We start from the raw sequence: 23,613 nt of genomic DNA, 5'->3' as shown, positions 1-23,613 counted from the left end.
ACGGCAATAATTCAGCCATGGACCGATTCCCCCATACAGCCGCCACCATCCAGCCGACGGACCTGAAACTGTCCGAGCTGATCGGCTCGCTGAGCTATGCGCTCGACATCACCGAAGGCCAGCCGGCCGGCCATTGCGTGCGCGTCTGCTGGATCGGCATGCACATCGGGCGCGACGCCGGGATGAATTCGGAGCAGTTGTGGGAGCTGTATTACACCCTGCTGCTGAAAGACCTCGGCTGCAGCAGCAACGCCGCGCGCATCTGCGAGCTCTACCTGACGGACGACCTCGACTTCAAGCGCGAATTCAAGACGGTCGGCGACAGCCTGCCGCAGGTGCTCGGCTTCGTGCTCAAGCATACCGGCCTGAAGGCGGGCCTGGCCGAGCGCTTCCGCAGCGTGATGACGATCCTGCGCGACGGTCCCGCGATCGCCCAGGAGATGATCGCCACCCGCTGCTCGCGCGGCGCCGAGATCGCCCGCCTGCTGCGCTTTCCCGAGCGCGTCGCGAACGGCATCTACAGCCTCGACGAACATTTCAACGGCAAGGGCAAGCCGGCCCAGCTGGCGGGGGAGGCCATTCCGGTCTACGCCCGCATCGCCCTGCTGGCGCAGGTGGTCGACGTCTTCCATGCCGACGGCGGGCGCGCCGCCGCCCTGAAGGAAGCGCGTATGCGTGCCGGCAGCTGGTTCGACCCGCGCCTGGTCGACGCCTTCGAGCGCGTCGCGAAGAATGAGGCCTTCTGGGACATGCTCGCGTCAAAAGACCTCGACAAGACCGTGTTCGCCATGGAGCCGGCCGAGCACACGATCCCGCTCGACGACGACTACCTGGACGACATCGCCGCCGCCTTCGGCCAGGTGGTCGACTCGAAGAGTCCCTATACCAGCGGCCATAGCGGGCGCGTGGCGCTCTACACCGACATGATCGCCGAAGCCCTCGGCTTGTCCGCCGAACGCCGCCGCTGGCTCAAGCGCGGCGCGCTGCTGCATGACGTCGGCAAGCTCGGCGTCAGCAACAGTGTGCTGGACAAGGCCGGCGCCCTCGACCGCGAGGAATGGGCCGCCGTGCGCCAGCACGCCGAATTCACCGAAACCATCCTGGGCCGCATCAGCGCCTTCGCGGAACTGGGCCGCATCGCCGGCGCCCACCACGAGCGCCTCGACGGCGGCGGCTATCCGCGCGGCCTGTCAGGCGACCAGATCGACATCGAGACGCGCATCATCACCACCGCCGACATCTTCGATGCCATCACCGCCGAGCGCCCCTACCGCGGCGCGATTCCGGTGCCGCAGGCGCTCGAGATGATGGAGAAGACGGTCGGCACGGCCCTCGATGCGCGCTGCTTCGATGCCCTCAAGCGCGCGCTGGAACGCGTCCCGCTGTAATCGGTCATGCCGCCGCGCGCGTTCGCGCTGCGGTAACATGTTGCGCATCCTTTCACTCCCGACGGAACCAATCGATGCGTCTTCGCCCCCTGGCCGCCCGCGCCGCTTTCTCTGCCTTCTCCGCCTTGTCCCTGTCCTGCAGCGCCCTTGCGCAAGAGGCGCCCGCCATCTCCGAAGCGGCGCTGCGTGCCCACCTGTCCTTCCTCGCCGACGACCTGCTCGAGGGCCGCGGTACCGGCCAGCGCGGCGGCGCGCTGGCGGTGCGCTACCTCGAAACCCAGGCCGCGGCGATCGGTTTGAAACCCATGCCATCGGGCGGCTACCGCCAGAAGGTCGCCATCGAAGGCACCCGCCTGCTGCCGGGCAGCGCGGTGAGTTTCGACGCCGGCGGCAAGCGCCTGAATCCGAAGCTGGGCGAGGGCATCGTGTTCGGCACCGGCAGCGGGCAAACGGGCCTGTCCTTCGACGCGCCGCTGGTCTTCGTCGGCTACGGCGTCAGTGCGCCGGAAGAGAAATGGGACGACTACAAGGGCGTCGACGTGAAGGGCAAGATCCTCGTCATGATGGTCAACGACCCGCAGCCCACCGCTGATGAACCGAACCGCTTCGCCGGCAAGGCCTATACCTGGTACGGCCGCTGGCTGTACAAATTCGAAGAGGCCGTGCGCCGCGGCGCCGCCGGCGCGCTGCTGATCCACACCACGCCATCGGCATCCTATGCCTGGAGCGTGCCGGCCAACAGCTTCTCGCACGAGCGCTTCCACCTGGCCGGCGCCGGCAACCGCATCGAGGGCTGGCTGCAGGAAGACACCGCGCGCGAACTGTTCGCGGCCGCCGGTTTCGATCTGGACAAGCTGCGCGCCCAGGCCGAGCGGCGCGACTTCACGCCGGTCGACCTGAAGACCGCCGCCCACGTCGAGCTGAAATCGGCGATCCGCCAGGTCGAGGATTTCAACGTGGTCGGCATCGTGCCGGGTACGGATCCGAAGCTGAAGGAGCAGGTGGTCGTGTATTCGGCGCATTGGGACCACCTCGGCATCGACCAGAACATCCCGGAAGGGCGCGACCGCATCTTCAACGGCGCGGTCGACAACGCCACCGGCAGCGCCGCGCTGCTGGCGATGGCGGCCGAGGCGGTGCGCAAACCCGCGCGCCGCACCCAGGTCTTCCTGTGGCCGGCCGCCGAAGAGCAGGGTTTGTTGGGCAGCGCCGCCTATGTCGCCAACCCGGTGATCCCGCTGGCCAGGACCGCCGCCGACCTGAACCTTGACAGCCTGAACTTCGTCGGCCGCACGAAGGACATCGGCGTGCCCGGCGCCGAGCGCAGCAGCCTGTATGGCACGGCGGCGGCGGTGGCGAAAAAGATGGGCTTGACCCTGGCGCCGACCATTCCCGACCTGTCCGGCGCCTACTTCCGCGCCGACCACTTCAATTTCGCCAAGGCGGGCGTGCCGGCCTTTAATGTCGGCTCGGCCGTGTTCTCGGGCGACGGCCATTTCGAGTTCGAGCACGACCATGCGCGCGCGAGCGCCACCATGGTCGGCTTCAAGGGCGACTACCACCAGGTGACGGACGAGTACCACGCGAACTGGGATTTGTCGGGCATGACGCAGCAGGCCCAGTTCACGCTGAACCTGGGCTATGCGGTGGCGAACGCGCCGGCCATGCCGACGTGGAAGCAGGGGGATGCGTTCGGGCGGGTCAAGCGCTGAAGCGAGCCGGGGTTTCGCAGCGCCTGGCCCTTGCCGGCGCGCCTGGCCGCATACATCCGGCGCTCGGCTTGCGTGGCGGGATGCCGGGCGCGCAAGGCGGCGCGGCGCGATGCGGCGCCCATGCTAGGATCGCGGCATCACGACAGCCAACCCAGAAAGGACGCAATCCAGTGCAACCCGGCATCCAGCAAGCCCCTTTCGCCCAGCTGCCCGACGGCGCGCAAGTGCAGGTCTTCACGCTCGCCAACGCGGCCGGCATGACGGTCAGGATCCTGGACTTCGGCGGCATCATCACCGAGATCCACGTACCCGACCGCGACGGCGTGTTCGCCGACGTGGCGCTCGGCTTCAACACGCTCGAACCCTACCGCGGCGACAGCCCGTATTTCGGCGCGCTGATTGGCCGCTACGGCAACCGCATCGCCGCCGGCCGCTTCACGCTCGACGGCCAGGACTTCGCGCTGCCGGTCAACAACGGCAAGAACCACCTGCACGGCGGCGTGCCCGGCTTCGACCGCGTGCAGTGGCGCTCGCGCATCGAGGGTGACGAACTGGTGCTGGACTACCGCAGCCCCGACGGCGAGCAGGGCTATCCCGGCACGCTGGATGCCAGCGTCCGTTACCGGCTCACCGCCGACAACGAAATCGTGGTGCGTTTTTCGGCCGTCACCGACCGCGCCACGCCGGTCAACCTGACCCAGCACAGCTATTTCAATCTCGCCGGCGGCGGTAATATCCTGGACCACGAGCTGACGATCGATGCGGACACATTTGTCCCGATCGATGCCGGTTCGATCCCGCTCGGGAACCTGGCGCCCGTGGCCGGCACGCCCTTCGATTTTCGCGTCCCCCGGCCGATCGGCGCGCGCATCGACGAGGCCGACGAACAGCTGCGCAACGGCGGCGGTTACGACCACTGCTTCGTCCTGAACAAACCGGCGCCGGGCGCGATGAGCCGGGCGGCGCGCGTGCGTGATCCCGGTTCCGGCCGCGTGCTCGAGCTGTTTACGCAGGAGCCGGGCGTCCAGTTCTACAGCGGGAACTTCCTCGACGGTTCGCTTGCCGGCAAGGGCCGGGTCTATGCGTACCGCAGCGGCTTTTGCCTCGAGCCGCAGCACTTCCCCGATTCGCCGAACCAGCCGGCCTTTCCGAACACGATCCTGCGGCCGGGCGAGGTCTACGCGACCGAATCGCGGTTCCGCTTTTCGATCGAGCCCTGATCGCAAGGCACCGGCACGCCGATTGTGCCGAATCGGCCCGTTTTTCATGCGCGCCGCATGGCTTCTACCCGGTGCGCATGACATCGTCACGGCAGTGTGACATTCGCTGTTTCGGCGCGCGTTCGGCCGCTATAATCGACTGATTCCCTTGTCGATATGGCACCATTTCCGCATGAGCCGAGCGATGCGCGCATCCCACCACGACGCCGACGCCATCAGCGTGCGCGCGCTGCTGCGCGCCTTGCCGGCCCCCGTCGGCGCGCCGTGGCCGGACGGTCTGCGCGCGGCGATCGACCTGATGCTCGGTTCGCGCTTCCCGATGTTCGCGGCCTGGGGCCGTGACCTGCGCCTGGTCTACAACGACGCCTTCGTCGAGCTGCTGGGCGAGCGCCATCCCGCCTGGCTCGGGCAGCCCCTGGCGCAGGCCTTCACCGGTTCCTGGGCCGGCGTGATGCCTGTCCTCGATGCCGCCCTGGCCGGCGAGGCGGCGCTGGCTGAGGACCTGCCGCTGGAGGCGGCGCAGCATGACCGGTTGGCCCGCCGCTACGTCACGCTGTCGGCCTCGCCCCTGCGCGAACGCGGCGAGCCCGCCGGCGTTCTGTGCGTGCTGACCGATACCACCACGCGCGTGCTGGCGGCGCAGCAGGACCGCTTCCAGCGCGAGCTCGGCGCGACCCTGCGCGAACTGCTCGATCCGGTCGCCATCATGGAAGCGGCCAGTGCGCTCGTCGGGCGCTACCTGGCGGTGGGACGCGTCGGCTACGGCGAGATCGACGCGGGCGGACAGACCGTCAGCGTCGAGCGCGACTGGACCGACGGCACGATTGCCAGCCTGGCCGGCGAGACGCGTGCGCTCGACGGCTTCGGCCCGGCCCTGATCGCCGAACTGCGCGCCGGGCGCACGCTGCAGCTCGACGATGTCGCGGCCGATCCGCTGGCCGCGCCGTATGCGGCCGGCTATGCGAGCATCGGCGCGCGCGCCATGATCGTGGTGCCGATCATCGAGGCCGGACGGCTGGCCGCCATCTTTTATCTGCACGAGCCGGCGCCGCGCGAGTGGAGCGCGCGCGAGGCGGCGCTGGCCGAGGACGTGGCGCGCCAGACGCGCGAGGCCGTGCGCCGCGCCCGCGTCGAAGAGACGCTGCGCGACGAAACGCGCATTCTCGAAGTCCTGAACCGCACCGGCCAGGCGCTCGCCTCGACCCTCGACGCCGACGTGCTGCTGCAGGCGATCACGGACGCCGGCACCCAGCTGAGCGGGGCCAAGTTCGGCGCCTTCTTCTACAAGGTGCCGGGCGATCCTGGCGAGGACCTGCTGCTCTACACCCTGTCCGGCGCACCGCGCGCGGCCTTCGAAGGCTTCGGCAATCCGCGTCCGACGGCGATCTTCCATCCGACTTTTTACAACGAAGGCATCGTGCGCAGCGACGACATCACGCGCGACCCGCGCTACGGCCTGTCGAGCCCACACTACGGCATGCCGCACGGGCACCTGCCGGTGCGCAGCTACCTGGCCGTGCCGGTGGTTGCGCGCTCGGGCACGGTGCTCGGCGGCCTGTTCTTCGGCCATCCGCAAGCGGGGGTGTTCAGCGAACGCACCGAACGCATCGTCGCCGGCGTGGCGGCCCAGGCGGCGGTCGCGCTGGACAATGCGCGCCTGTACGAAGCGGCGCGCAAGGCGGCTATCGAGCGCGACGCGCTGCTGCAAAGCGAACGTGCGGCGCGTGTCGAGGCCGAGCGCCTGTCGCGGATGAAGGACGAGTTCCTGGCGATGCTGGCGCACGAGCTGCGCAATCCGCTGGCGCCGATCAGCAGCTCGGCGGCTTTGCTCAACATCCAGTTCCGCGACGAGCCGCGCATCGGCCAGGCCAGCGCCATCATCGGGCGCCAGGTCAAGCACATGAGCCGCCTGATCGACGACCTGCTCGACGTCTCGCGCGTGACGCGCGGCCTGGTGACGCTGCAGGTGGACGAGCTCGACCTGTGCGAAGTGGTGAGGAGCGCACTCGACCAGGCGCGCCCGCTGATCGACGAACAAGCGCACCGCGTCGAGCTCGACCTGCCGCAGTGCCCGGTGCAGGTGCGCGGCGATGCGACGCGCCTGGTGCAGGCGGTGGCGAATATCCTCAACAACGCCGCCAAGTACACGCCGCCGGCCGGCACCATCCGCATCACGCTCGCGCGCGAGGATGGCCGCGCGCGCCTGCAGGTACGCGACAACGGTTCCGGCATGCCGCCCGATCTGCTGCCGGGCGTGTTCGAGCTGTTCACGCAGGGAGCGCGCACGCTGGCGCGCTCGCAGGGCGGCCTTGGACTCGGCCTGGCGCTGGTGAAGAAGCTGGTCGAGATGCATGGCGGCGCGGTCGCTGCCCACAGCGACGGGGTGGGGCTGGGCAGCGTGTTCACGATCGAGCTGCCGTGCGCGCAAGCGGAGTCGGATGCCGCTGCGGACGGCGCGGCGGTCCGGATGGATGCCGCGGCCTACCGCCCCTTGCGCGTGATCGTGGTCGACGACAACGAGGACGCCGCCGACGGCCTGGCCACGCTGCTGCGCGCCCAGGGCCATACGGTGGCGGTCGACTATACGGCAAGCGCCGCGCTGCGGCGAGCCATGCGCGAAGCGCCCGACGCGATGGTGGTCGACATCGGCCTGCCCGACATGGACGGCTACCAGCTGGGCGCGCTGCTGCGCGCGGAACCGGCCACGCGCAATGCGGTATTGATCGCGGCGACCGGCTATGGGGGCGAGCAGGACCGCGCCCGGGCGCGCGCCGCCGGGTTCAGCCACCACCTGGTGAAGCCGGTCGATATGGGGGCCCTGGTGCGCATCCTGCAAGAGGCGGCTTCGCGCTCCTAGCTTTCGCTGAGCGCGGCCATCTGCGCCAGCAAGGTCGCGCGCGCGGCATCGATCTGGCGCGCGTTGGTGCGCGAGGAGAGGGCCGCGCGCTCCTTGCGGCCGAGGAAATAGGCGACCCGTTCGGCATTCGCGCCGGACGGGTGGGGCAAGCCGTGCAGGATGCGCTCGCGCCGGATCACGCCTTCGCGCGCCAGCCAGTCGAGCCCTTCGGCGACGCTTCCGCCCATCGGGATGTAGAGCGCATCGGGCAGTTGCGCCGCCTCGTGCGCGAAATAGCGCAGCACCTGTTCGCGCAGGAAGGGGAGTTTGGCCATGCCGGGCGTGCCGCTGTAGTTGCGGCCGTCGACGAACACCGGGTGGCGCAGGATGGCGCTGATCTGTACCAGGTGGGCATCGTGGTCGAACAGCGAAGCGCAGCTGGCGATGCCGAGCCAGCGCTGCACGCCGATGGCGTCCAGCAGGGCGACGAAGTTCGGGCGGATGGCGCCGCTGAAGGCCCCGGCCAGGCGCGCCGCGCGCAGCACCTCGTCCTGCGCGGCGCCGGCGGCCATGCGGCGCTGGGTTTCCGCCATCGCATTCTTCCACTGCACGAAGCCCGGCGCGATGCCGACGACGACGATGCGCGCCGCCGGGTTCACATACTCGAAAGGGATGTAGTGCACGCTGAAGCGGCCTTCGTGCGCCAGCAGGAAGCGCTCGGGCAGGGCGGCCGGTGAACCGATCGCCGCCAGGTCGAGTGCGCGGATGGCATCGGCGTATTCGGGAAACAGCAGCGGGTTCACAATAGTGTGTACATACAATTGAGCAAATGCAGTTATGTTTAAGAAAATTATAGTTCCTATAACAAATGCAGTAAAGGGCAAGCGTGCGCGCCCGGATTCCGGACGCGTGCGGCCATCCATTGCGCCTCGGCTGGTGGTAAGCTGGAGTTAGGAATCGGCTTCAGTCATGAGGACGTTTCTGACAAAAGGCTCTTGGTCCGGAAGGAGGTCACCATGCCCCAGGTCGCATTGATCACGGTTCACGGAATGGGCGAAACGCCGCGCGACTACGCGGCCGGCGTATTCGGCGAGATGCGCAACCGCCTCGGCCCGGCGCTGCGCGAACGCGTGGCCTTGTATTCGGTGTATTACCAGGACATCCTTCAAAAGAACGAGCAGCTCGTCTGGGACCGCGTCGACGGCGGCAGCAAGGTCCATTACGACCAGCTGCGCAAGTTCATGCTGTTCGGCTTCGCCGACGCCGCCGGGCTGGAGAACCGCAAGGAAGACCCGGCCTCGGTCTACGAACTGGCGCAAGGCCAGATCGCACGTGCCCTGCTGGCTGCCTGCGCCGCCAACCCCGGCATGCCGGTCGTGTTCCTCGCGCATTCGCTCGGCTGCCAGGTGCTGTCGAGCTATATCTACGACGGGCAGAAGGCGCTTGGCGGCGGGCGGGTCGGCGCCGGCATCTGGCGCGACATCGATGCCTGGTCGCGTCCGGCGCTGGGGCGCCTGCTCAGCGAGCGCGAGAAGCACTACCTGGCGGGCGGCACCTGCACCGGCCTGGTGACGACCGGTTGCAACATTCCGATTTTCGTCGCCGCGCACAAGGAAATGCAGATCAAGCCGATCGCGCCGCCGACCCCGCTGTTTCGCTGGCTGAACCTGTACGATCCGGACGACGTGCTCGGTTGGCCGCTGCAGCCGCTGTCGGAGGGCTATCGGACGCTGGTCGAAGACCGTGTCATCAATGCCGGGCAAGGGGCGGTGGGGTGGATGCTCAAGAGCTGGAATCCGCTGTCGCACAACAGCTATTGGCAAGACAAGGAAGTGCTCGAGCCGCTGGCGGGGATGTTGAGGCGAATGGTTTCGTAGGGTGGGCATTCATGCCCACGCGGTGATACGCGACGGCGAGATCGTCGAGCACGAAATCGGAGGGAGTACGTATCACCGCGTGGGCACGAGTGCCCACCCTACGTTACGCGTGCTGCAGCGTGAACAGCGTGCGGATATCACCGGCCACCGTTCCGCGCGCATTGCGAATCAGGGGCTGGCGGAAGCGTTCCAGCACGGCGCGTTTTCCCTCGTCCAGCAAGCCCAATTGATCGAGCACATTGTAGGTAATCGTGTGCAGCCCGCGGTTATTCCCGTCCGCGACCTTGATCGCGATGCCGATCCCTTTCGAGCGGATGCCGATCGCCTGCACGGCGTCGGCGCCGATCTTGGCGACCCAGTCGCCGCCGCCCGCCGTCATCAGGACCAGGTCGCTGCGCTCGGTACCCGAGACCATGTCCGGCCGATGCGTCATGGCGTCGAACAGGGGCCCGAGCGCGGTCCCGAGCAGCGGGTCGGCCGCGCCCTGCGCCAGGCGCGCGTACAGGTGGGCCAGGCTGGCCAGCGGCAGCGCATAGTTCGGCGCCGAACAGCCGTCGATCCCGCTCGGCAGGCTTGACTCCGGCAAGTGCACGGCATCGGCCAGGGCGCTGCGGATGGCGCGCTGCAGCGGATGGTCCGGTTCGACGTAGCCGCGCGTCGGCGCGCCGTGCTGGCGGCACCAGGCCAGGAAGCCGCCATGCTTGCCCGAGCAGTTGTGGTGGAGCGGGGTCCAGGCGCGGTCCTGCGGCACCGGCAGGTTGTTCGCCTCGTAGTACAGCGGCGCGCCGCAGCCGCATTCGAGGTGGCCGGCGTCCAGGCCGATCCTGGCGAGGATCGAGCGCACGCCGTTCAGGTGTTTTTCTTCGCCCGAGTGGCTGGCGCACAGCAGCGCCAGTTCTTCTTCCGCCAGGCCGAATCTGGCCGGGCCTTCGGCGAGCAGGAAGGGCAGGGCCTGGAAGGGCTTCAGGGCCGAGCGGGTGAAGGTTTGATAGTGCGGATCGCCGGCCCAGGCGAGCAGGTGGCCCGCGGTGTCGACGACGGCGATCGAGCCGGCGTGGACGTTTTCGATCGTGTAGCCGGAATCTGGATAGCCGCGCGTGGTGGCGGCAAGGGGAACTGCGCTCATGCTCGGATCTCGTGTAGTTGGGTATCCGTTTACTCTAATCGAGCCGGCAAAAACGCAGCGCACCCCCTTACATCGGCACCCCGAATCGTCCGGCCTGGTAATCGCGAATGGCCTGCTCGATCTCGGCACGCGAATTCATGACGAAGGGACCGTGCGACACCACCGGCGCGCCGATCGGCTCGGCATGGCCGAACAGGACCACGGCATCTTCCAGCGCCGTCATCTCCAGTTCGTCGCCTTCATGCCCGAGTTCGACGAGATGGAAGGCGCTGACGCGGTCTTCCGCCACGCCGACCTGCAGCGCCCCGCGCACGACGTAGAGAAACACGTTGCGCTCGGCCAGGGCGCGCACGCGCAGGCGCCCGCCCGGCTGGAAGGCGATCGTGCTCATGAAGACGCCGGTCAGCGACTGCACCGGGCCGCGCGTCCCTTCGTATTCGCCGGCAGTCAGGTGCATCGTGACCCGGCCGCCGTCGAGCGCGAGCGCCGGGATCTCGTCCTGCTGCAGGCCGGTGTAGGCGGGCTTCGTCATTTTCAGGTGCGGCGGCAGGTTGACCCACAGTTGCAGGATCTCGAGCGGTCCGCCGGCCTGCAGGAATTCGGGCGGCGAGATCTCCGCGTGAATCAGGCCGCTGCCGGCCGTCATCCACTGCACGCCGCCGGCGCGGATGATGCTCTCATAGCCGGCGCTGTCCTTGTGCATCAGCATGCCCTCCAGGATGAAGGTGACGGTTTCGAAGCCGCGGTGCGGATGCGGCCCGAAGGGCAGGCCGCGGTTGTGCGGCGGGTAGGTTTGCGGGCCGTGGTGGTTCAGGAACAGGAAGGGATCGACCTGGTCCAGGTGGCGTGTGGGGACCGGGCGCTGGGTAATCAGGTCGCCGATATCGTCGCGCAGCGCCGGGTGAATCCGGCGTACCAGTTTATCGCTCATGTGCTTTCTCGTTGGTCTTGTCGATTGATGTAGTCAATGAGTGCCACGATACCGTAATGTCTGTCGCCCTGGCGCGCCTGCCTGCCGCGGACCCCTGTGCTAGACTCGTTGCGCCTATGCAATGGAGACCATCCGCGACATGAAAAAAACGATACTCGCCAGCCTGCTGCTGGCCTGCGCGCTGCATGCACACGCCGCGCCGAACACCGCCGCGCCGAGTCCGGCCGCCGTCAAGGCCGCCAAGTATGCCGTCACCACCTACCGTACCGACGTCGTCAGGACGCTCGCCAGCCTGGTCAGCTTCAACACGGTGGCCGATCCGAAGATCCCGTCCGACCAGGACCCGCAGCACATCGCCTTCAAGAACTATCTGAAAACCGAGGCAAACCGTCTCGGTTTCGATTTCGCCGACCATGGCTGGGTCGTCGTCGTCGGCATGGGCAAAGGCGATGAACGCGTCGGTGTCGTCACCCACGGCGACGTCCAGCCGGTCGATCCGTCGAAGTGGAAGAAGTCGCCCTTCGTGCTGGACCAGACCAGCGAGCCCGGCAAGCTGCTGGCGCGCGGCGCGGAGGACGACAAGGGGCCGATCGCCACCGCCCTGTACGCGATGAAGGCCCTGAAGGACCAACAGCTGCCGCTGTCGAAGCGCATCGAGCTGTATGTCTACATGGGCGAGGAATCGAACTGGCAGCCCTTGATCGATTTCCTGAAAACGAACGAGCCGCCGCAGATGAACATCACGCTCGACGCCGAGTATCCGGCGGTCGTCGCCGAAAAGGCCTCGGGCACGATCGCCGTCACCTTCCCGAAAGCGAAGGCGGTGGTGCCGGCGGCGGGCGAACCCTACCTCGCGGCCTTCGGCGGCGGCTTCTTCGGCAGCCAGATTCCGGAAGACGCGAACGCGACGATCGCGAATGCGACGCCGGCCCTGGAAGCGCAGGTGCGCGAGCGCGGCGCGAAGCAGGAGGGCATGCGCTACGAATTCACGCGCAAGGGCAGCGAGCTCGAGGTGCGCGCGCGCGGCGTGTCGGCGCACTCCTCGAAGCCCGAGGATGGCGTGAACGCGGTGGCGATGCTGGCCGATGCGCTGGCCGTGCGGCCCTGGCCGAATACGACGGCCGGCGCCGCCGTCAACTATCTCAACGAGCTGGTCGGCACCGGCCTGTACGGGGAAAAATTCGGCGCCATCGCCTACCGCGACAGCTTCATGGGCCCGATGACGGTGGCCCCGACCGTGATCCGCCAGAAGGACGAGGGCATCGAGGTCTCGATCAACCTGCGCCGTCCGCAGGGCAAGAGTGCGGAGCAGCTGACGGGCGAGGTCAATGCAGCCCTCGAAGGCTGGCAGAGCCGCAACCTGGCGCTGGCGAACGTCACGGTGAAAACGAGCGAACCCTGGCTGCGCAAGGATGCGCCGCAACTGCCGGTGCTGATGAACGTGTTTTCCTACTTCACCGGCATGAAGGATCCGAAGCCGGTGGCGATCGGCGGCGGCACCAATTCGCGCCTGTTCCCGAATGCGGTCAGCTTCGGGCCAGGCATGCCGGGCCAGGTCTACACAGGCCATTCCGAGCATGAATTCATCACGCTCAAGCAGCTGCTGCTCAACCTGCAGATGTACACGGCGGTGCTGGCCGAACTGGCGAAGTAGGCGCTCGTTACGCCGGCGCTCCCCGTGCCGGCGTTTTCCTGGCTGCCACAACAGTCTGCAAGAGGCCGTTTCGATCTTCTCCGCTCCAGTTGGGCTTGTCAGTGTATGTCTTGCCGAACCCCGTAAATACTTCCATTAGTTTTGTAGGTATGGGACTACAAACAGCGCTGGAAGAAGCTGCCGTACTGCCCAACGGAATGCGTTTTCATAGGAGAGACGGACCGCCTGACCCGCTATCAGGTAGAACTGCTCAGTTAAGTCATTAACTGTTGGAAAAAACATACATTCCGTGAAGAAAATGTGGCGTAAACGCCATGTTAGGATCACTCCCTAGCCGCGTACGCAGGGATTGAATTGCCTGCGCGCGTATGTGATCTCCCGAGATAAAGCGATGCCATGCATAGTAAAGAACTGACAAAGCCCGACGGACGACACCTGACTCTCTACAGCAACCGGCCGATTCCGGAGGGAATGGTTGCGCCCAGTCCTTTCCCCGACCCGATGAATGCCAACCCGCATCTGCGCTGGCATCCCTTGCGCGGCGAGTGGGTGACCTACGCCGGGTTCCGCCAGAACCGTACCTTCCTGCCGCCGCCCGAGTACAACCCGCTGGCGGTGACGAAAGACCCCGCGAACCCGACCGAGCTGCCCCAGGGCGATTACGAGATCGCCGTGTTCGACAACCGCTTTCCTTCGCTGGCGCTCGAGTCGCACGACCCGCCGCACCTGACGGTGCCCACCGCGCCCGCCAACGGCCACTGCGAAGTGGTGGTGTTCACCCAGGACCCGACCACGGCGCTGGTGCACCTGCCGCTGTCGCGTATCGAGCTGCTGCTGCAAGTCTGGGGCGACCGCACGCGGCGCATCGGGGCGAACGCGCAGATCGAGTACGTGCTGCCGTTCGAGAACCGCGGCGCCGAGGTCGGCGTGACGCTGCACCATCCGCACGGCCAGATCTATGCCTACCCCTTCGTGCCGCAGGTGCCGGCGCGCATGCTGGCCCAGGAGCGCGAGTACTTCCTCCAGCACGGAACCAACCTGCTGTGCGACATGGCGAAGAACGAAGCGGCCGACGGGCGCCGCGTGCTGTTCCAGGATGAGCATGCGATTGCCTTCGTGCCGGCCTGCGCGCGCTATCCGTACGAGGTCTGGGTCATGCCGACCGAGCCGTGCCAGGATTTCGCCTCGCTCTCCGATGTGCAGCGCGCCAGCCTCGCGCGCTGCCTGAAGACCGTGCTGCTCAAGTACGAGACGATGTGGAACCGGCCATTCCCTTACCTGATGGCCTGGTACCAGGCGCCGACCGATGGCGCGGCACACCCGGAAACGCAATTGCACGCCCAGTTCTATCCGCCCTACCGCTCGCGCGACCGCCTGAAATACCTGGCCGGCACCGAGCTGGGCGCCGGCATGTTCGCGATGGACGTGCTGCCCGAGAACACGGCGGCCGAGCTGCAGGCGGTGCAGGTGACGCTGGAGGAGGGCGCATGAGCGGTTTCGAGCGCGCCGCCGAGGTGGCGGCCAAGCTGGCCTTGCTGCGCGACTGCCTGGAGCGCACCGGCGCGGCCGCGATTCACCTGCGCGGCATCGACTGGTTCGCCTGGGCCACGGCGGGCGGATCGAGCGCCGTGCTGCATACGTCCGAACTGGGCGTGGCCGAAGTGCTGGTCACGCGCGAGGACGCGGTGATTCTCACCGACGAGATCGAGGCGGCCCGCCTGCGCGAGGAAGAGGTCCCGGAAGGCTTTACCTTCCACGTCACGCCCTGGGCCCAGGTCGAGCTGCGCGAACGCTATGTGCTGGGCCTGGCCGGCGATCGGCCGGTGTTGTCGGACCGTCCGCGCAACGGCGAGCAGCCCTTGCCGACGGCCCTGCAGAAGCGCAGGCTCGTGTTGAGTGCATCGGAGCAGGCGCGCTACCGCGTGCTGGGGCGCGAAGCGGCCGAGGCAATGACCGAAACCATGCGCGCCGTGCGCCCCGAATGGACCGAATACGAGCTGGCCGCTGCCGGCGCGGCGGCCCTGTGGCGGCGCGGGATCCACCCGGCGCTGGTGCTGGCGGCCGGCGAAGGGCGCCTGCCGCTCTACCGCCATCCGACGCCGTCGCATGCACCGCTCGGCGCGCGCGCCATGCTGGTGTTCTGCGCGCGCCGGCACGGCCTGTATGCGAATCTGACGCGCTTCGTCAGCTTTGGACAGGCGCCGCAAGACCAGGCCGCGCTGATGGAGGTCGAGGCCACGGGGCTGGCCACTGTCACGCCCGGCAAATCGCTGTCCGCCGTCTATCACGCGTTCGCCGCGGCCTACAACCATGCCGACCGCCTGGACGCAATCAACGAGCACCACCAGGGCGGCATCACCGGCTACCTGGCGCGCGAGATCGTCGCCACGCCCAGTACGGCGACCGAACTGGAAGAGGGCATGGCCTTTGCGTTCAACCCCAGCTTTGCGGGCCTGAAAATCGAGGATACCTTCCTCCTCGGCCCGCAGGGACTGGACAACCTGACCCTGGATCCGCAGTGGCCCGCCGTGACCGTGCATGGCCGCCAGCGGCCCCTTTGGCTGGAGACAAACTGATGGTGACAAGCGATTCCTTCTTCGGCGGCGCGCCCGAGGTCAACGCCTCCGCACCCGGACGCGTGAACCTGCTGGGCGAACATACGGATTACAACGACGGCTTCATGCTGCCGGTGGCGACGCCCCAGCGCACGACGGTGGCGCTTTCCCGCAGCAACGACGGCCACTTCGTCTTCTATTCGAGCACGCTCGATGCGAACGTCACCTTCGCGCCCGACGGCAGCGCGCCGGCCGGCTTCGGCAGCTATATCGAAGGCTGCATCCGCCTGGTCGAAGCCGAGGGCGTCACCGTGCCGCCGCTGCGGGTCTGGGTGTCGACGGACGTGCCGGTCGGTTCCGGCCTGTCCTCGAGCGCGGCATTGGAGGTGGCGACCCTGCGCGCACTGCGCCAGATGCTCGGCTTCGAACTCGACGACGTGAAACTGGCGCGCATCGCCCAGCGCGCCGAGATCGAATATGCGCGCGTGAACTGCGGCATCATGGACCAGATGGCGTCCAGCCTGGCCGACGAGTCGCACATGCTGTTCATCGACGCGCGCACGCTCGAACACCGTCTCGCGCCGCTGCCCCAGGGCGCCGAAATCATCGTCATCGACTCGGGCATCGCCCGTAAGCTGGCCGGCAGCAAGTACAACGAACGGCGCGCCGAGTGCGAGGAAGCCTCGCGCAAGCTTGGCGTGGCGGCCTTGCGCGACGTGACGGACCCTGAGTCGGTGGAAAGCCTGCCCGAGCCATTGAAACGCCGTGCCCGCCACGTGGTGCAGGAAAACCTGCGCGTGCTGGAAGCGGCCGGCGGCGTCTCCCTGGAGCGCTTCGGCGAGCTGATGAACGCCTCGCACTTCAGCCTGCGCGACGATTACGAAGTATCGATCCCCGAACTCGACGAACTGTGCGCGCTGCTGCGTGCTCAGGAAGGCGTGGTCGGCGCACGCCTGACCGGCGCCGGTTTCGGCGGCGCCTGCGTGGCGCTGTGCAAGACCGGTCACGCCCAAGCGGCGGCCGAGGCCGCACTTAACGAATACAACAGGAACGGGCGCCAGGGTCGTCTGCTGATCCCGGTTCCGACTGAAGGAAAGGAAAACAATGAGTCAGTTTGAATACCCACGTCCCCAACTGGTACGCGACAACTGGATCAGCCTGAACGGCAAGTGGCGCTTCTGTTTCGACGACGAGATGCGCTTCAAGCTGCCGGGCGAGGTGCCGGAATGGACCCACGAGATCGAGGTGCCGTTCGCGCCGGAAACGAAAATGTCCGGCATCGGCGACACCGGTTTCCACCGTGTCTGCTGGTACGAGCGCGAATTCACCGTGCTGCCCAACGAGGGCCGCACCATCCTGCACTTCGGGGCGGTCGATTATTCGGCGCGTGTCTGGGTCAACGGCTATCTCGTGGCCGAGCACGAGGGCGGCCACACGCCGTTCTCGGCCGACATCACCTCGGCCATGAAGGCTGACGGCAAGCAGGTCGTCACCGTGTATGTCGAGGATGATCCTGCCGACCTTGCCAAGCCGCGCGGCAAGCAGGACTGGCTGCTCGAGCCGCACTCGATCTGGTATCCGCGCACGACCGGCATCTGGCAGACCGTCTGGGTCGAGCAGGTCGAAAAGACCTTCATCCAGAAGCTGAAGTGGACCCCGATTTTCGAGACCTTCGAGATCGGCTGCGAGGTGTTCGCCGGCGGCGAGATCCGCGACGACATGTTCATCGAAGTCAAGATCTGGCACGGCGAACATTTATTGGCCGACGACCACTACAAGCTGCTGGCCGGCGAAGCGAACCGCAAGATCGCGCTGTCCGACCCCGGTATCGACGATTCGCGCAACGAATTGCTGTGGAGCCCGGAGCGTCCGACCCTGCTCGACGCCGAAGTGACGCTGCGCTGCGGCGACCGCGTGGTCGACCGCATCAAGTCCTACACGGCGCTGCGCTCGTTCGCGATCAACCGCGACCGATTGATGTTGAATGGAAGGCCATACCAGCTGCGCCTTGTGCTCGACCAGGGCTACTGGCCGGAATCCTTCCTCACCGGTCCGTCCGACGACCACCTGAAACGCGACGTCGAACTGGCGAAATTGATGGGCTTCAACGGCGTGCGCAAGCACCAGAAGATCGAAGACCCGCGCTACCTGTACTGGGCCGACAAGCTCGGCCTGCTGGTGTGGGAAGAAATGCCATCGGCCTACCGCTTCAGCCCGAAGGCGATCACACGCATGGTGCGCGAGTGGACCGAAGCGATCGACCGCGACTACAGCCACCCCTGCATCATCGTCTGGGTGGCCTTCAACGAATCCTGGGGCGTGCCGAACCTGACGCTGACCCAGGCGCATCGCAATGCCGTCGAGGCGCTGTACCACCTGACGCGCACGCTGGACGCGACGCGGCCCGTGATCGGCAACGATGGCTGGGAGGCCTCGGCCACCGACATCCTCGGCATCCACGACTACGACTGCGATCCGGAAAAGGTCAAGGCGCGCTACGAGGTCAGCGACCCGGTGCGCACCCTGTTCGATCAACGGCGTCCGGGCGGACGCATCCTGACCCTGGACGGCTTCCCGCACCGCGGCCAGCCGATCGTGCTGACCGAATTCGGCGGCATCGCCTACGACACCACGGGCACGCCGGAAGAGGGCACCTGGGGCTATTCGCGCTCGACCACGGCCGATGGCTTCCACAACCTGTACCGCGGCCTGCTGAAGGTGGTCAACGAAACCTTCATGTTCAGCGGCTTCTGCTATACCCAGTTCGCCGATACCTTCCAGGAGGCCAACGGCCTGCTGAACGCCGACCGCACGCCGAAATTACCGTTCGAAATGATCTCGGCGGCGACGCGCAATGCGCAGGTGAAGCCGGTCAAGGCCGAGGACGAGAACGGGGCCGATCCGGCCTGATTCTCCCACTGCGGCGCAGGAAATGGGCGGCTGGACCGGCCGCCCATCTCCTGCCCATCACCGCCCAACATTGCCCATCACTGACCATCACTGCCCGTCACTGCCTTGACGCGGCCATGCCGCGCACGCACGCATATCCCTGCGCAGATTCCACGCAGTTTTCACGCATTTTGCAGACATCGATTGCGCCCTTGCAGCCGCAGGAGCGGCAGGCGGGCCCGCCCGCGCCTGCCGGGTAGAAATACGCCGGGAGCAACTTAGTGCTTGATCATGCCGCCGCTGTGGTTGACGCGGTCGCCGCTGCGGAAGCTGGGCGTGGTGTCCTGCGTGACGACCTGGGTGCTGCCGTCGTCCATGCGCAGGGTGACCCGGTAGACGCGGTCGGAAGTCATCGAGCTGCCAGTGGTGCCGGTGCTGCTGCTGCCGCTGGCACCGCTGCCGCCCATGCCGCCGGACGGACGCGGCACCAGTTCGATCGAGACCACCGTGCTGTTCGGGCTGCCGCCGGCGGCCGCGGAGCTGCCGGTGGCGGCGCCGCCCTGGGAGCTGCCGCTGGCGGTGTCGGACATCGTGCCGGTCGAACTGCCCTGGGTCGTGCTGCCCGACGTTGCGCTGCCGGCGCCGCCGGACTGGTCGTAGCCGCTGGTGCCCGAAGTGCCCGAGCTGCCCGCGCTGCCGGAGGTGCCCGAGCTGGTGCCGCCGCCCCAGCCGGCCGAACCGCTGGTGCTGGTGCCGGCGCCCGTACCCGACATGCCGCCGGCGTCGCTGCCGGTCGCACCGGTCGTCGAGCTGCCGGTCGTGGCACTGGGCGAGCTGCTGCTGCCGCTGGCGCCGCTGCCCGAGGTGTCGCCGCCCGTGTCACTGCCGCCGCGCATGCCGGAGCAGCCCGACAGGCCGAGCGCCGTGGCCAGCAGGCCCGCCAGGACCAGGCTCTGATGTTGTTGTTTCATGATCGATCCTCCGTTGATTTTGTCAGTGGGTATGCGTGACGATGGAGTCTGCCACTGCTGTTAGAGGGGAAATCGAGGCACAACGTTCCAGCTCGCTCAGGTCTTGCATGAGCCAGATCAAGCGAAGCTGATCATGGAGAAACAAAAACGCGCCACAGCGCAGGGCTCAGCTACGCTGCAGCGCCGCTTTCGGCAGGATCATCCACAGGATCGCGCAGGTGGCCAGGGCCGAACTGCAGTCGACCATCCAGTCGCGCACGTCGGCGCCGCGATAGGGGAAGAAGCTCTGCACCGATTCGTCGATCGCGCCCATGACGGCGATCGCGAGGACCGTCGCGACCGTCCTGCTGGCCGCATTGCCGCGGCTGGCGGTAAACCAGAGCAGGGCAAGGACCGAGTAGGCCGACGAGTGCAGCACCACGCCGGGCGCGTATTCGCCGATCCCGGCACGCGCGCCCGGGATCGATCCGGCAATCACGATCGCAAGGAACATGAGGATTGCCGCGGCATAGCGGAGTTTGTTGAGGCGCGGGTCAAGCAGGAGAAAATAGAGGAAAGACGGCATGGCTGACGAGCTGGCAAAAAACGGCAACCATACCACGCCATGCGACCGCGCGCCCGCACGGCCGGGTGTAACTGGAATCAGATGGTCAGCGCCGGGGCGCCGTCGGCATACCGTGCGTCGAAACAGCTCTCGCAATCGGCGCAGAACAGATGGGCCATGCGCACCGAAGTCTGGCGCAACACGAGCTTGAGGTTCCCTTGCTGGCATTTCGGGCAGATTTCACGCACGTTGCCGAAGGTGAGGAGAGTGAGCGTGGCCTGTTCGCCATCGAGATGGTCGACCACGACAAGTGGGTTGAGCTCGCTGAGGACGAGGCAATCGACGTCCTGGTGCTGGCGGCGGCTGGCGGAACTGAGGTGGGTATGCTTTTCAGAGGCTTGCAAATTCATCGGTCTGGCTCCCTTGTCTGGTGGTTGGCAGCGCCCGCCTTGGGATCTTGCCGTCAATCCCGCTTGCGGTAGCACGAACTTCATCATAGTCAAAAGTCGACAGGCTGCAAGGCCAGTCTTCACATTTATACAATGCGGGTAGTCTGATGCGGGCAGGCAATCTTGAACAAAAAAATGCCCACCGGAGAGAGGGTGGGCACAACCCAAGATCGGGCCAAGAGACATTGTTCGGTGGGTGTGCAAGGCGTTTGCGCTGCACACCTGTCTGCAATCAGGCATATCGGTTGCGTGTACTGCAGATGAATTCAGTATAGGGAGCGATTGTGACCCGAGTATGACCTACCGCAAGCATTCGAGCTCTACCGCGAACGATTTCCCCGGATGAGAATCTATAAGTACTGGGCAAAAAAAAAGCCCGCTTCATGAGCGGGCTTAAAACTATTTTCTTGGAGGAGAATAGTGGAGACAGGTTCATTATGTTGCGTTGCGATATATTTGTCTAATTGCGTATTCGGATACCAGATATGCGAACTGTGAATATGGACGAGTTCGGCTGTTCCGATGAACCTGCCGGTTCCCTTATTCGCGTACGGCGACCGTGTAGTTGAGCGGCATCCGCCCGCCGTCGGCATACAGCGTCTGGCCGGTGATGTAGGAGGCGTCTTCGCTGGCGAGGAAGGCGGCAATCGATGCCACTTCCTCGGGTTCGCCGCAGCGGCCGAGAGGCGTGCGCGACAGGATCGTATGGCGCGCTTCCGGGCTGGCCAGCACGGCCTGCTTCGCCAGTTCGGTCAGGATCGTGCCCGGGCCGATGGCGTTGACGCGAATGCCGTGCTGGGCGAGGCCGATCGCCGCCACGCGCGTCAGCTGGTTGACGCCGCCCTTGGAGACGACATAGGGCACCTGGTTTGGAATCACCAGTTCGGCGTTCACGCTCGACATGTTGATGATGCAGCCGCTCTGGCGCTTGACCATGTCGCGCGCCGCAGCCTGGCTGCACAGGAACATCGATTTCAGGTTCACCCGCAGGACGCGGTCGAAATCCTCTTCCTGCAGGTCGAGAAAGTCGGCCGCATGCGTGACGCCGGCATTGTTGATCAGGATGTCGACGCGGCCGAACGCGTCGAGGGTAGCCTGGAGGAGTGCGTCGACGTCGGACTTCTGGCTGACGTCGGCGACAAAGTAGCGGGCGGCTTCGCCCAGCGCGGCGGCGGCCTCGGCCACTTCCGGCCGCACGTCGGCCAGCATCACGCGGGCGCCTTCGCGCACCAGGCGCTGGGCGCAGGCCAGGCCGATGCCCTGGCTGGCACCGGTGACGAGGGCGATCTTGTTTTCGAGTTTCATGGCGGGGCTTTCACGAAGGGCAGTGACCCTTATTGTAAGGGCAGGGCTGTCCATCGCGATAGCCGCCGGGCGTCAGCGTTCGACGGCCTACAGCATGATCGGGCTGTCGGGCAACTCGTTCGGCCGCGCACCACTGGCCGGGAAGTGCTGGCGCAGCAGCGCATTCACCTGTTCGATTGCCGCCAGCGTGGCGTCGTGGAACTTGCCTTGCCTGAAGCCTTCGGTCATCGTGCGGCAGACCGCCTGCCAGGTAGCTTCATCGATCTTGCGGTCGATACCACGGTCGGCCACGATGTCGACCTTGTGTTCGGCCAGGTTCACGTAGATGAGTACGCCGCAATTGTCCTCGGTGTCCCAGACGCCGTAGTCGGCGAACAGGGCCAGCGCGCGCTGGCGGTTGGTCACGCCGTCCCAGACCTCGTCGGTCGGCAGCGATTTTTCGACGATGAAGCGCACCTCGCCGCGGTGGGTTTGTTCGCCCGCCGTGATCGCCTGCGCTGCCGCGGCCAGCGTGCTCTCCGGGAAGGCGCGCTGGGCGTCCGCCTTGGTGCTGCGCCAGTGACGCAGCACGCGGCCGACGCGCTGGCCGAACGACTCATGTGTCATGTGCTCTGCCATTACCAGTCTCCCGAGGCGCCGCCGCCGTCAAAGCTGCCGCCGCCGCCGGAAAAACCGCCACCGCCGCCGAAGCCGCCGCCGCCGCCGGAGAAGCCGCCGAAGCCGCCGCCGCCACGACCGGCGTTACTGAGAATGCTGCCGAGGATGAAGCCGGTCGCGCCGTTGCCCCAGCCGCCGCGCGACAGGCGCGCGCGGCGCGGCCGGAAGATCGAGCGCAACAGCATGAAACCGAAAACCAACATCAAGATGCCAAACATACCGATCCCGCCTCCTTGTCCTGCGTCACTTGCATTTGCCGGTGCTGCCGGGGCTACCTGCGGCGCCGGCTCGGGAAATCGTTCCCGGTTCAGCACCGTGGCAATCGCGCCCACGCCTGCGACCAGGCCCTCGTAGTAATGGTTTTGTTTGAAATGCGGCGCGATCACGTCCTGCAGGATGCGTTTCGATTGCGCATCCGTCAGCACGCCCTGCACCCCGCGCCCGGCCTCGATGCGCAAGCGGCGCAGCGAACCCGGGTTGTCGCGCGCGACGATCAGCAGCACGCCGTCGTCGACGCCCTTGCGTCCCAGCTTCCATGCATCGGCCACGCGGATGCCGTATTGCTCGATCGCTTCCGGCTCGGTCGACTTCACCAGCAACACCGCGATCTGGTTGCCGCTCTTGGCCTCATGCTCGGCCAGCACGGCTTCCAGGCGCTGCTTTTGCGTCGCGTCGAGCATGCCGGCCTGGTCGGTCACGCGGCTGGTCAAGGCCGGCACTTCCTTCAGCTGGGCCTGGGCCGGCCCACTGAGCGCGAAGGAGAGCACCAGCAGCCACAGGGTGCGAAACAAGTTCATCGTTATTTGCCGAAGTTGACCGTCGGCGCGGTCGAGATCGCTTTTTCGTTCTCGACCGTGAACGAAGGTTTGGCCTTGTAGCCGAACATCATCGCGGTGAGGTTGTTCGGGAACTGGCGCACGGAGACGTTATAGTCCTGCACCGAGGCGATATAGCGCTGGCGCGCCACCGTGATGCGGTTCTCGGTGCCCTCGAGCTGCGACTGCAGGTCGCGGAAGCTGGTGTCCGCCTTCAGGTCCGGATATTTCTCGGACACGACCATCAGGCGCGACAGCGCGCTCGACAGCTCGCCCTGCACCTGCTGGAACTTCTGGAATGCTTCGGGATTGTTCAGCACTTCCGGCGTGATCTGGAAACTGGTCGCGGCGGCGCGCGCACGGGTGACCGCCTCCAGGGTTTCGCGTTCGTGCGTGGCATAGCCCTTGACCGTGTTCACCAGGTTCGGAATCAGGTCGGCGCGGCGCTGGTACTGGTTGACCACTTCGCTCCAGGCGGCCTTGGTGGCTTCGTCCTTGGTCTGGAATTCGTTGTAGCCGCAGCCCGAGAGCAGCGAGCCGGCGAGGGTGGCGAGCGCCAGCAGGCGGGTCCAGCGCGAGAATAAAGTAGAAGCCGATGCGGAAGACGTCATGATGTCCCTGTCCATTGCGAGTTGTCGAATGATTAAAAATATACAGGAGTCCATCAAGTCCGGTCGCACGGTC

General features: G+C 66.5%; 20 protein-coding genes. 10 read left to right on the top strand and 10 right to left on the bottom strand.

From position 1 onward, the window contains the following. Positions 1–17: 17 nt before the first annotated feature. The 4 genes from LPB04_RS23085 to LPB04_RS23070 all read left to right on the top strand — a co-directional run bounded on the left by LPB04_RS23085 (position 18) and on the right by LPB04_RS23070 (position 7,177). On the top strand, positions 18–1,388 hold the full coding sequence (locus LPB04_RS23085; RefSeq protein ID WP_193686756.1) for an HD-GYP domain-containing protein: 1,371 nt from the start codon (positions 18–20) through the stop codon (positions 1,386–1,388). Positions 1,389–1,462: 74 nt separating this feature from the next. Further along, positions 1,463–3,100 (top strand): M28 family peptidase, encoded by a 1,638-nt coding sequence (locus LPB04_RS23080; RefSeq protein WP_193686755.1) that lies wholly within the window; start codon positions 1,463–1,465, stop codon positions 3,098–3,100. Positions 3,101–3,270: 170 nt separating this feature from the next. Continuing rightward, a complete protein-coding gene (locus LPB04_RS23075) occupies positions 3,271–4,320 on the top strand; it encodes an aldose epimerase family protein (RefSeq protein WP_227496554.1) in 1,050 nt (349 codons plus the stop codon). Between the two features lie 184 nt (positions 4,321–4,504). Then, positions 4,505–7,177, top strand: a complete 2,673-nt coding sequence (locus tag LPB04_RS23070) for a hybrid sensor histidine kinase/response regulator (protein ID WP_227496553.1) — start codon at positions 4,505–4,507, stop codon at positions 7,175–7,177. On the opposite strand, the gene LPB04_RS23065 is transcribed toward LPB04_RS23070, so the two are convergent. Beyond that, positions 7,174–7,959, bottom strand: a complete 786-nt coding sequence (locus tag LPB04_RS23065) for a hypothetical protein (RefSeq protein ID WP_227496552.1) — start codon at positions 7,957–7,959, stop codon at positions 7,174–7,176. The two genes, LPB04_RS23070 and LPB04_RS23065, sit on opposite strands and share 4 nt — an antisense overlap. A gap of 213 nt (positions 7,960–8,172) precedes the next feature. On the opposite strand from LPB04_RS23065, the gene LPB04_RS23060 reads away from it, so the two are divergent. Next, positions 8,173–9,033 (top strand): hypothetical protein, encoded by an 861-nt coding sequence (locus LPB04_RS23060; RefSeq protein WP_193686752.1) that lies wholly within the window; start codon positions 8,173–8,175, stop codon positions 9,031–9,033. Between the two features lie 103 nt (positions 9,034–9,136). On the opposite strand, the gene LPB04_RS23055 is transcribed toward LPB04_RS23060, so the two are convergent. Both LPB04_RS23055 and LPB04_RS23050 read right to left on the bottom strand, forming a co-directional pair. Continuing rightward, positions 9,137–10,159, bottom strand: coding sequence for an asparaginase (locus LPB04_RS23055; RefSeq protein WP_193686751.1), 1,023 nt, complete (start codon positions 10,157–10,159; stop codon positions 9,137–9,139). 67 nt (positions 10,160–10,226) lie between these two features. After that, positions 10,227–11,090, bottom strand: a complete 864-nt coding sequence (locus tag LPB04_RS23050; protein WP_193686750.1) for a pirin family protein — start codon at positions 11,088–11,090, stop codon at positions 10,227–10,229. 139 nt (positions 11,091–11,229) lie between these two features. Here LPB04_RS23050 and LPB04_RS23045 point away from each other — a divergent pair, with 139 nt between their 5' ends. From LPB04_RS23045 to LPB04_RS23025, 5 genes are all read left to right on the top strand, one after another. Next, positions 11,230–12,744 carry a dipeptidase gene (locus LPB04_RS23045; RefSeq protein WP_193686749.1) on the top strand — a complete coding sequence of 505 codons (1,515 nt, stop codon included), beginning with the start codon at positions 11,230–11,232 and terminating at the stop codon, positions 12,742–12,744. 471 nt (positions 12,745–13,215) lie between these two features. Continuing rightward, a complete protein-coding gene (gene galT, locus LPB04_RS23040; RefSeq protein WP_227496551.1) occupies positions 13,216–14,235 on the top strand; it encodes a galactose-1-phosphate uridylyltransferase in 1,020 nt (339 codons plus the stop codon). Continuing rightward, a complete protein-coding gene (locus LPB04_RS23035) occupies positions 14,232–15,320 on the top strand; it encodes a M24 family metallopeptidase (protein ID WP_193686747.1) in 1,089 nt (362 codons plus the stop codon). Before galT ends, LPB04_RS23035 begins: the two co-directional genes overlap by 4 nt. Then, positions 15,320–16,417 carry a galactokinase gene (gene galK, locus LPB04_RS23030; protein WP_193686746.1) on the top strand — a complete coding sequence of 366 codons (1,098 nt, stop codon included), beginning with the start codon at positions 15,320–15,322 and terminating at the stop codon, positions 16,415–16,417. Before LPB04_RS23035 ends, galK begins: the two co-directional genes overlap by 1 nt. Then, positions 16,404–18,209 (top strand): glycoside hydrolase family 2 protein, encoded by a 1,806-nt coding sequence (locus LPB04_RS23025; protein ID WP_193686745.1) that lies wholly within the window; start codon positions 16,404–16,406, stop codon positions 18,207–18,209. The genes galK and LPB04_RS23025 overlap by 14 nt, the downstream gene beginning before the upstream one ends. Positions 18,210–18,466: 257 nt before the next feature. Here LPB04_RS23025 and LPB04_RS23020 read toward each other — a convergent pair whose 3' ends face one another. The 7 genes from LPB04_RS23020 to LPB04_RS22990 form a co-directional block, all read right to left on the bottom strand. Beyond that, positions 18,467–19,159 carry a hypothetical protein gene (locus LPB04_RS23020; protein WP_193686744.1) on the bottom strand — a complete coding sequence of 231 codons (693 nt, stop codon included), beginning with the start codon at positions 19,157–19,159 and terminating at the stop codon, positions 18,467–18,469. Between the two features lie 166 nt (positions 19,160–19,325). Next, complete coding sequence (locus LPB04_RS23015) at positions 19,326–19,652, bottom strand: VanZ family protein (protein ID WP_193686743.1); 327 nt, start codon at positions 19,650–19,652, stop codon at positions 19,326–19,328. 149 nt (positions 19,653–19,801) lie between these two features. After that, on the bottom strand, positions 19,802–20,113 hold the full coding sequence (locus LPB04_RS23010; RefSeq protein ID WP_193686742.1) for a hypothetical protein: 312 nt from the start codon (positions 20,111–20,113) through the stop codon (positions 19,802–19,804). Positions 20,114–20,692: 579 nt separating this feature from the next. Next, positions 20,693–21,457 (bottom strand): SDR family NAD(P)-dependent oxidoreductase, encoded by a 765-nt coding sequence (locus LPB04_RS23005; RefSeq protein WP_193686741.1) that lies wholly within the window; start codon positions 21,455–21,457, stop codon positions 20,693–20,695. Between the two features lie 87 nt (positions 21,458–21,544). After that, a complete protein-coding gene (locus LPB04_RS23000; RefSeq protein ID WP_193686740.1) occupies positions 21,545–22,063 on the bottom strand; it encodes a TPM domain-containing protein in 519 nt (172 codons plus the stop codon). An 11-nt stretch (positions 22,064–22,074) separates the two neighbouring features. Beyond that, positions 22,075–22,911, bottom strand: coding sequence for a TPM domain-containing protein (locus LPB04_RS22995; protein ID WP_193686739.1), 837 nt, complete (start codon positions 22,909–22,911; stop codon positions 22,075–22,077). A 2-nt stretch (positions 22,912–22,913) separates the two neighbouring features. After that, positions 22,914–23,540, bottom strand: coding sequence for a LemA family protein (locus tag LPB04_RS22990; protein WP_193686738.1), 627 nt, complete (start codon positions 23,538–23,540; stop codon positions 22,914–22,916). Between the last annotated feature and the right edge of the window lie 73 nt (positions 23,541–23,613).

The sequence above is a fragment of the Massilia litorea genome (assembly GCF_015101885.1).
In the GTDB taxonomy this organism is placed as follows: Bacteria; Pseudomonadota; Gammaproteobacteria; order Burkholderiales; family Burkholderiaceae_D; genus Telluria; species Telluria litorea.
The sequence above is the reverse complement of the archived record's forward strand: the minus strand, read 5'-3'. Positions and strand labels throughout refer to the sequence as shown.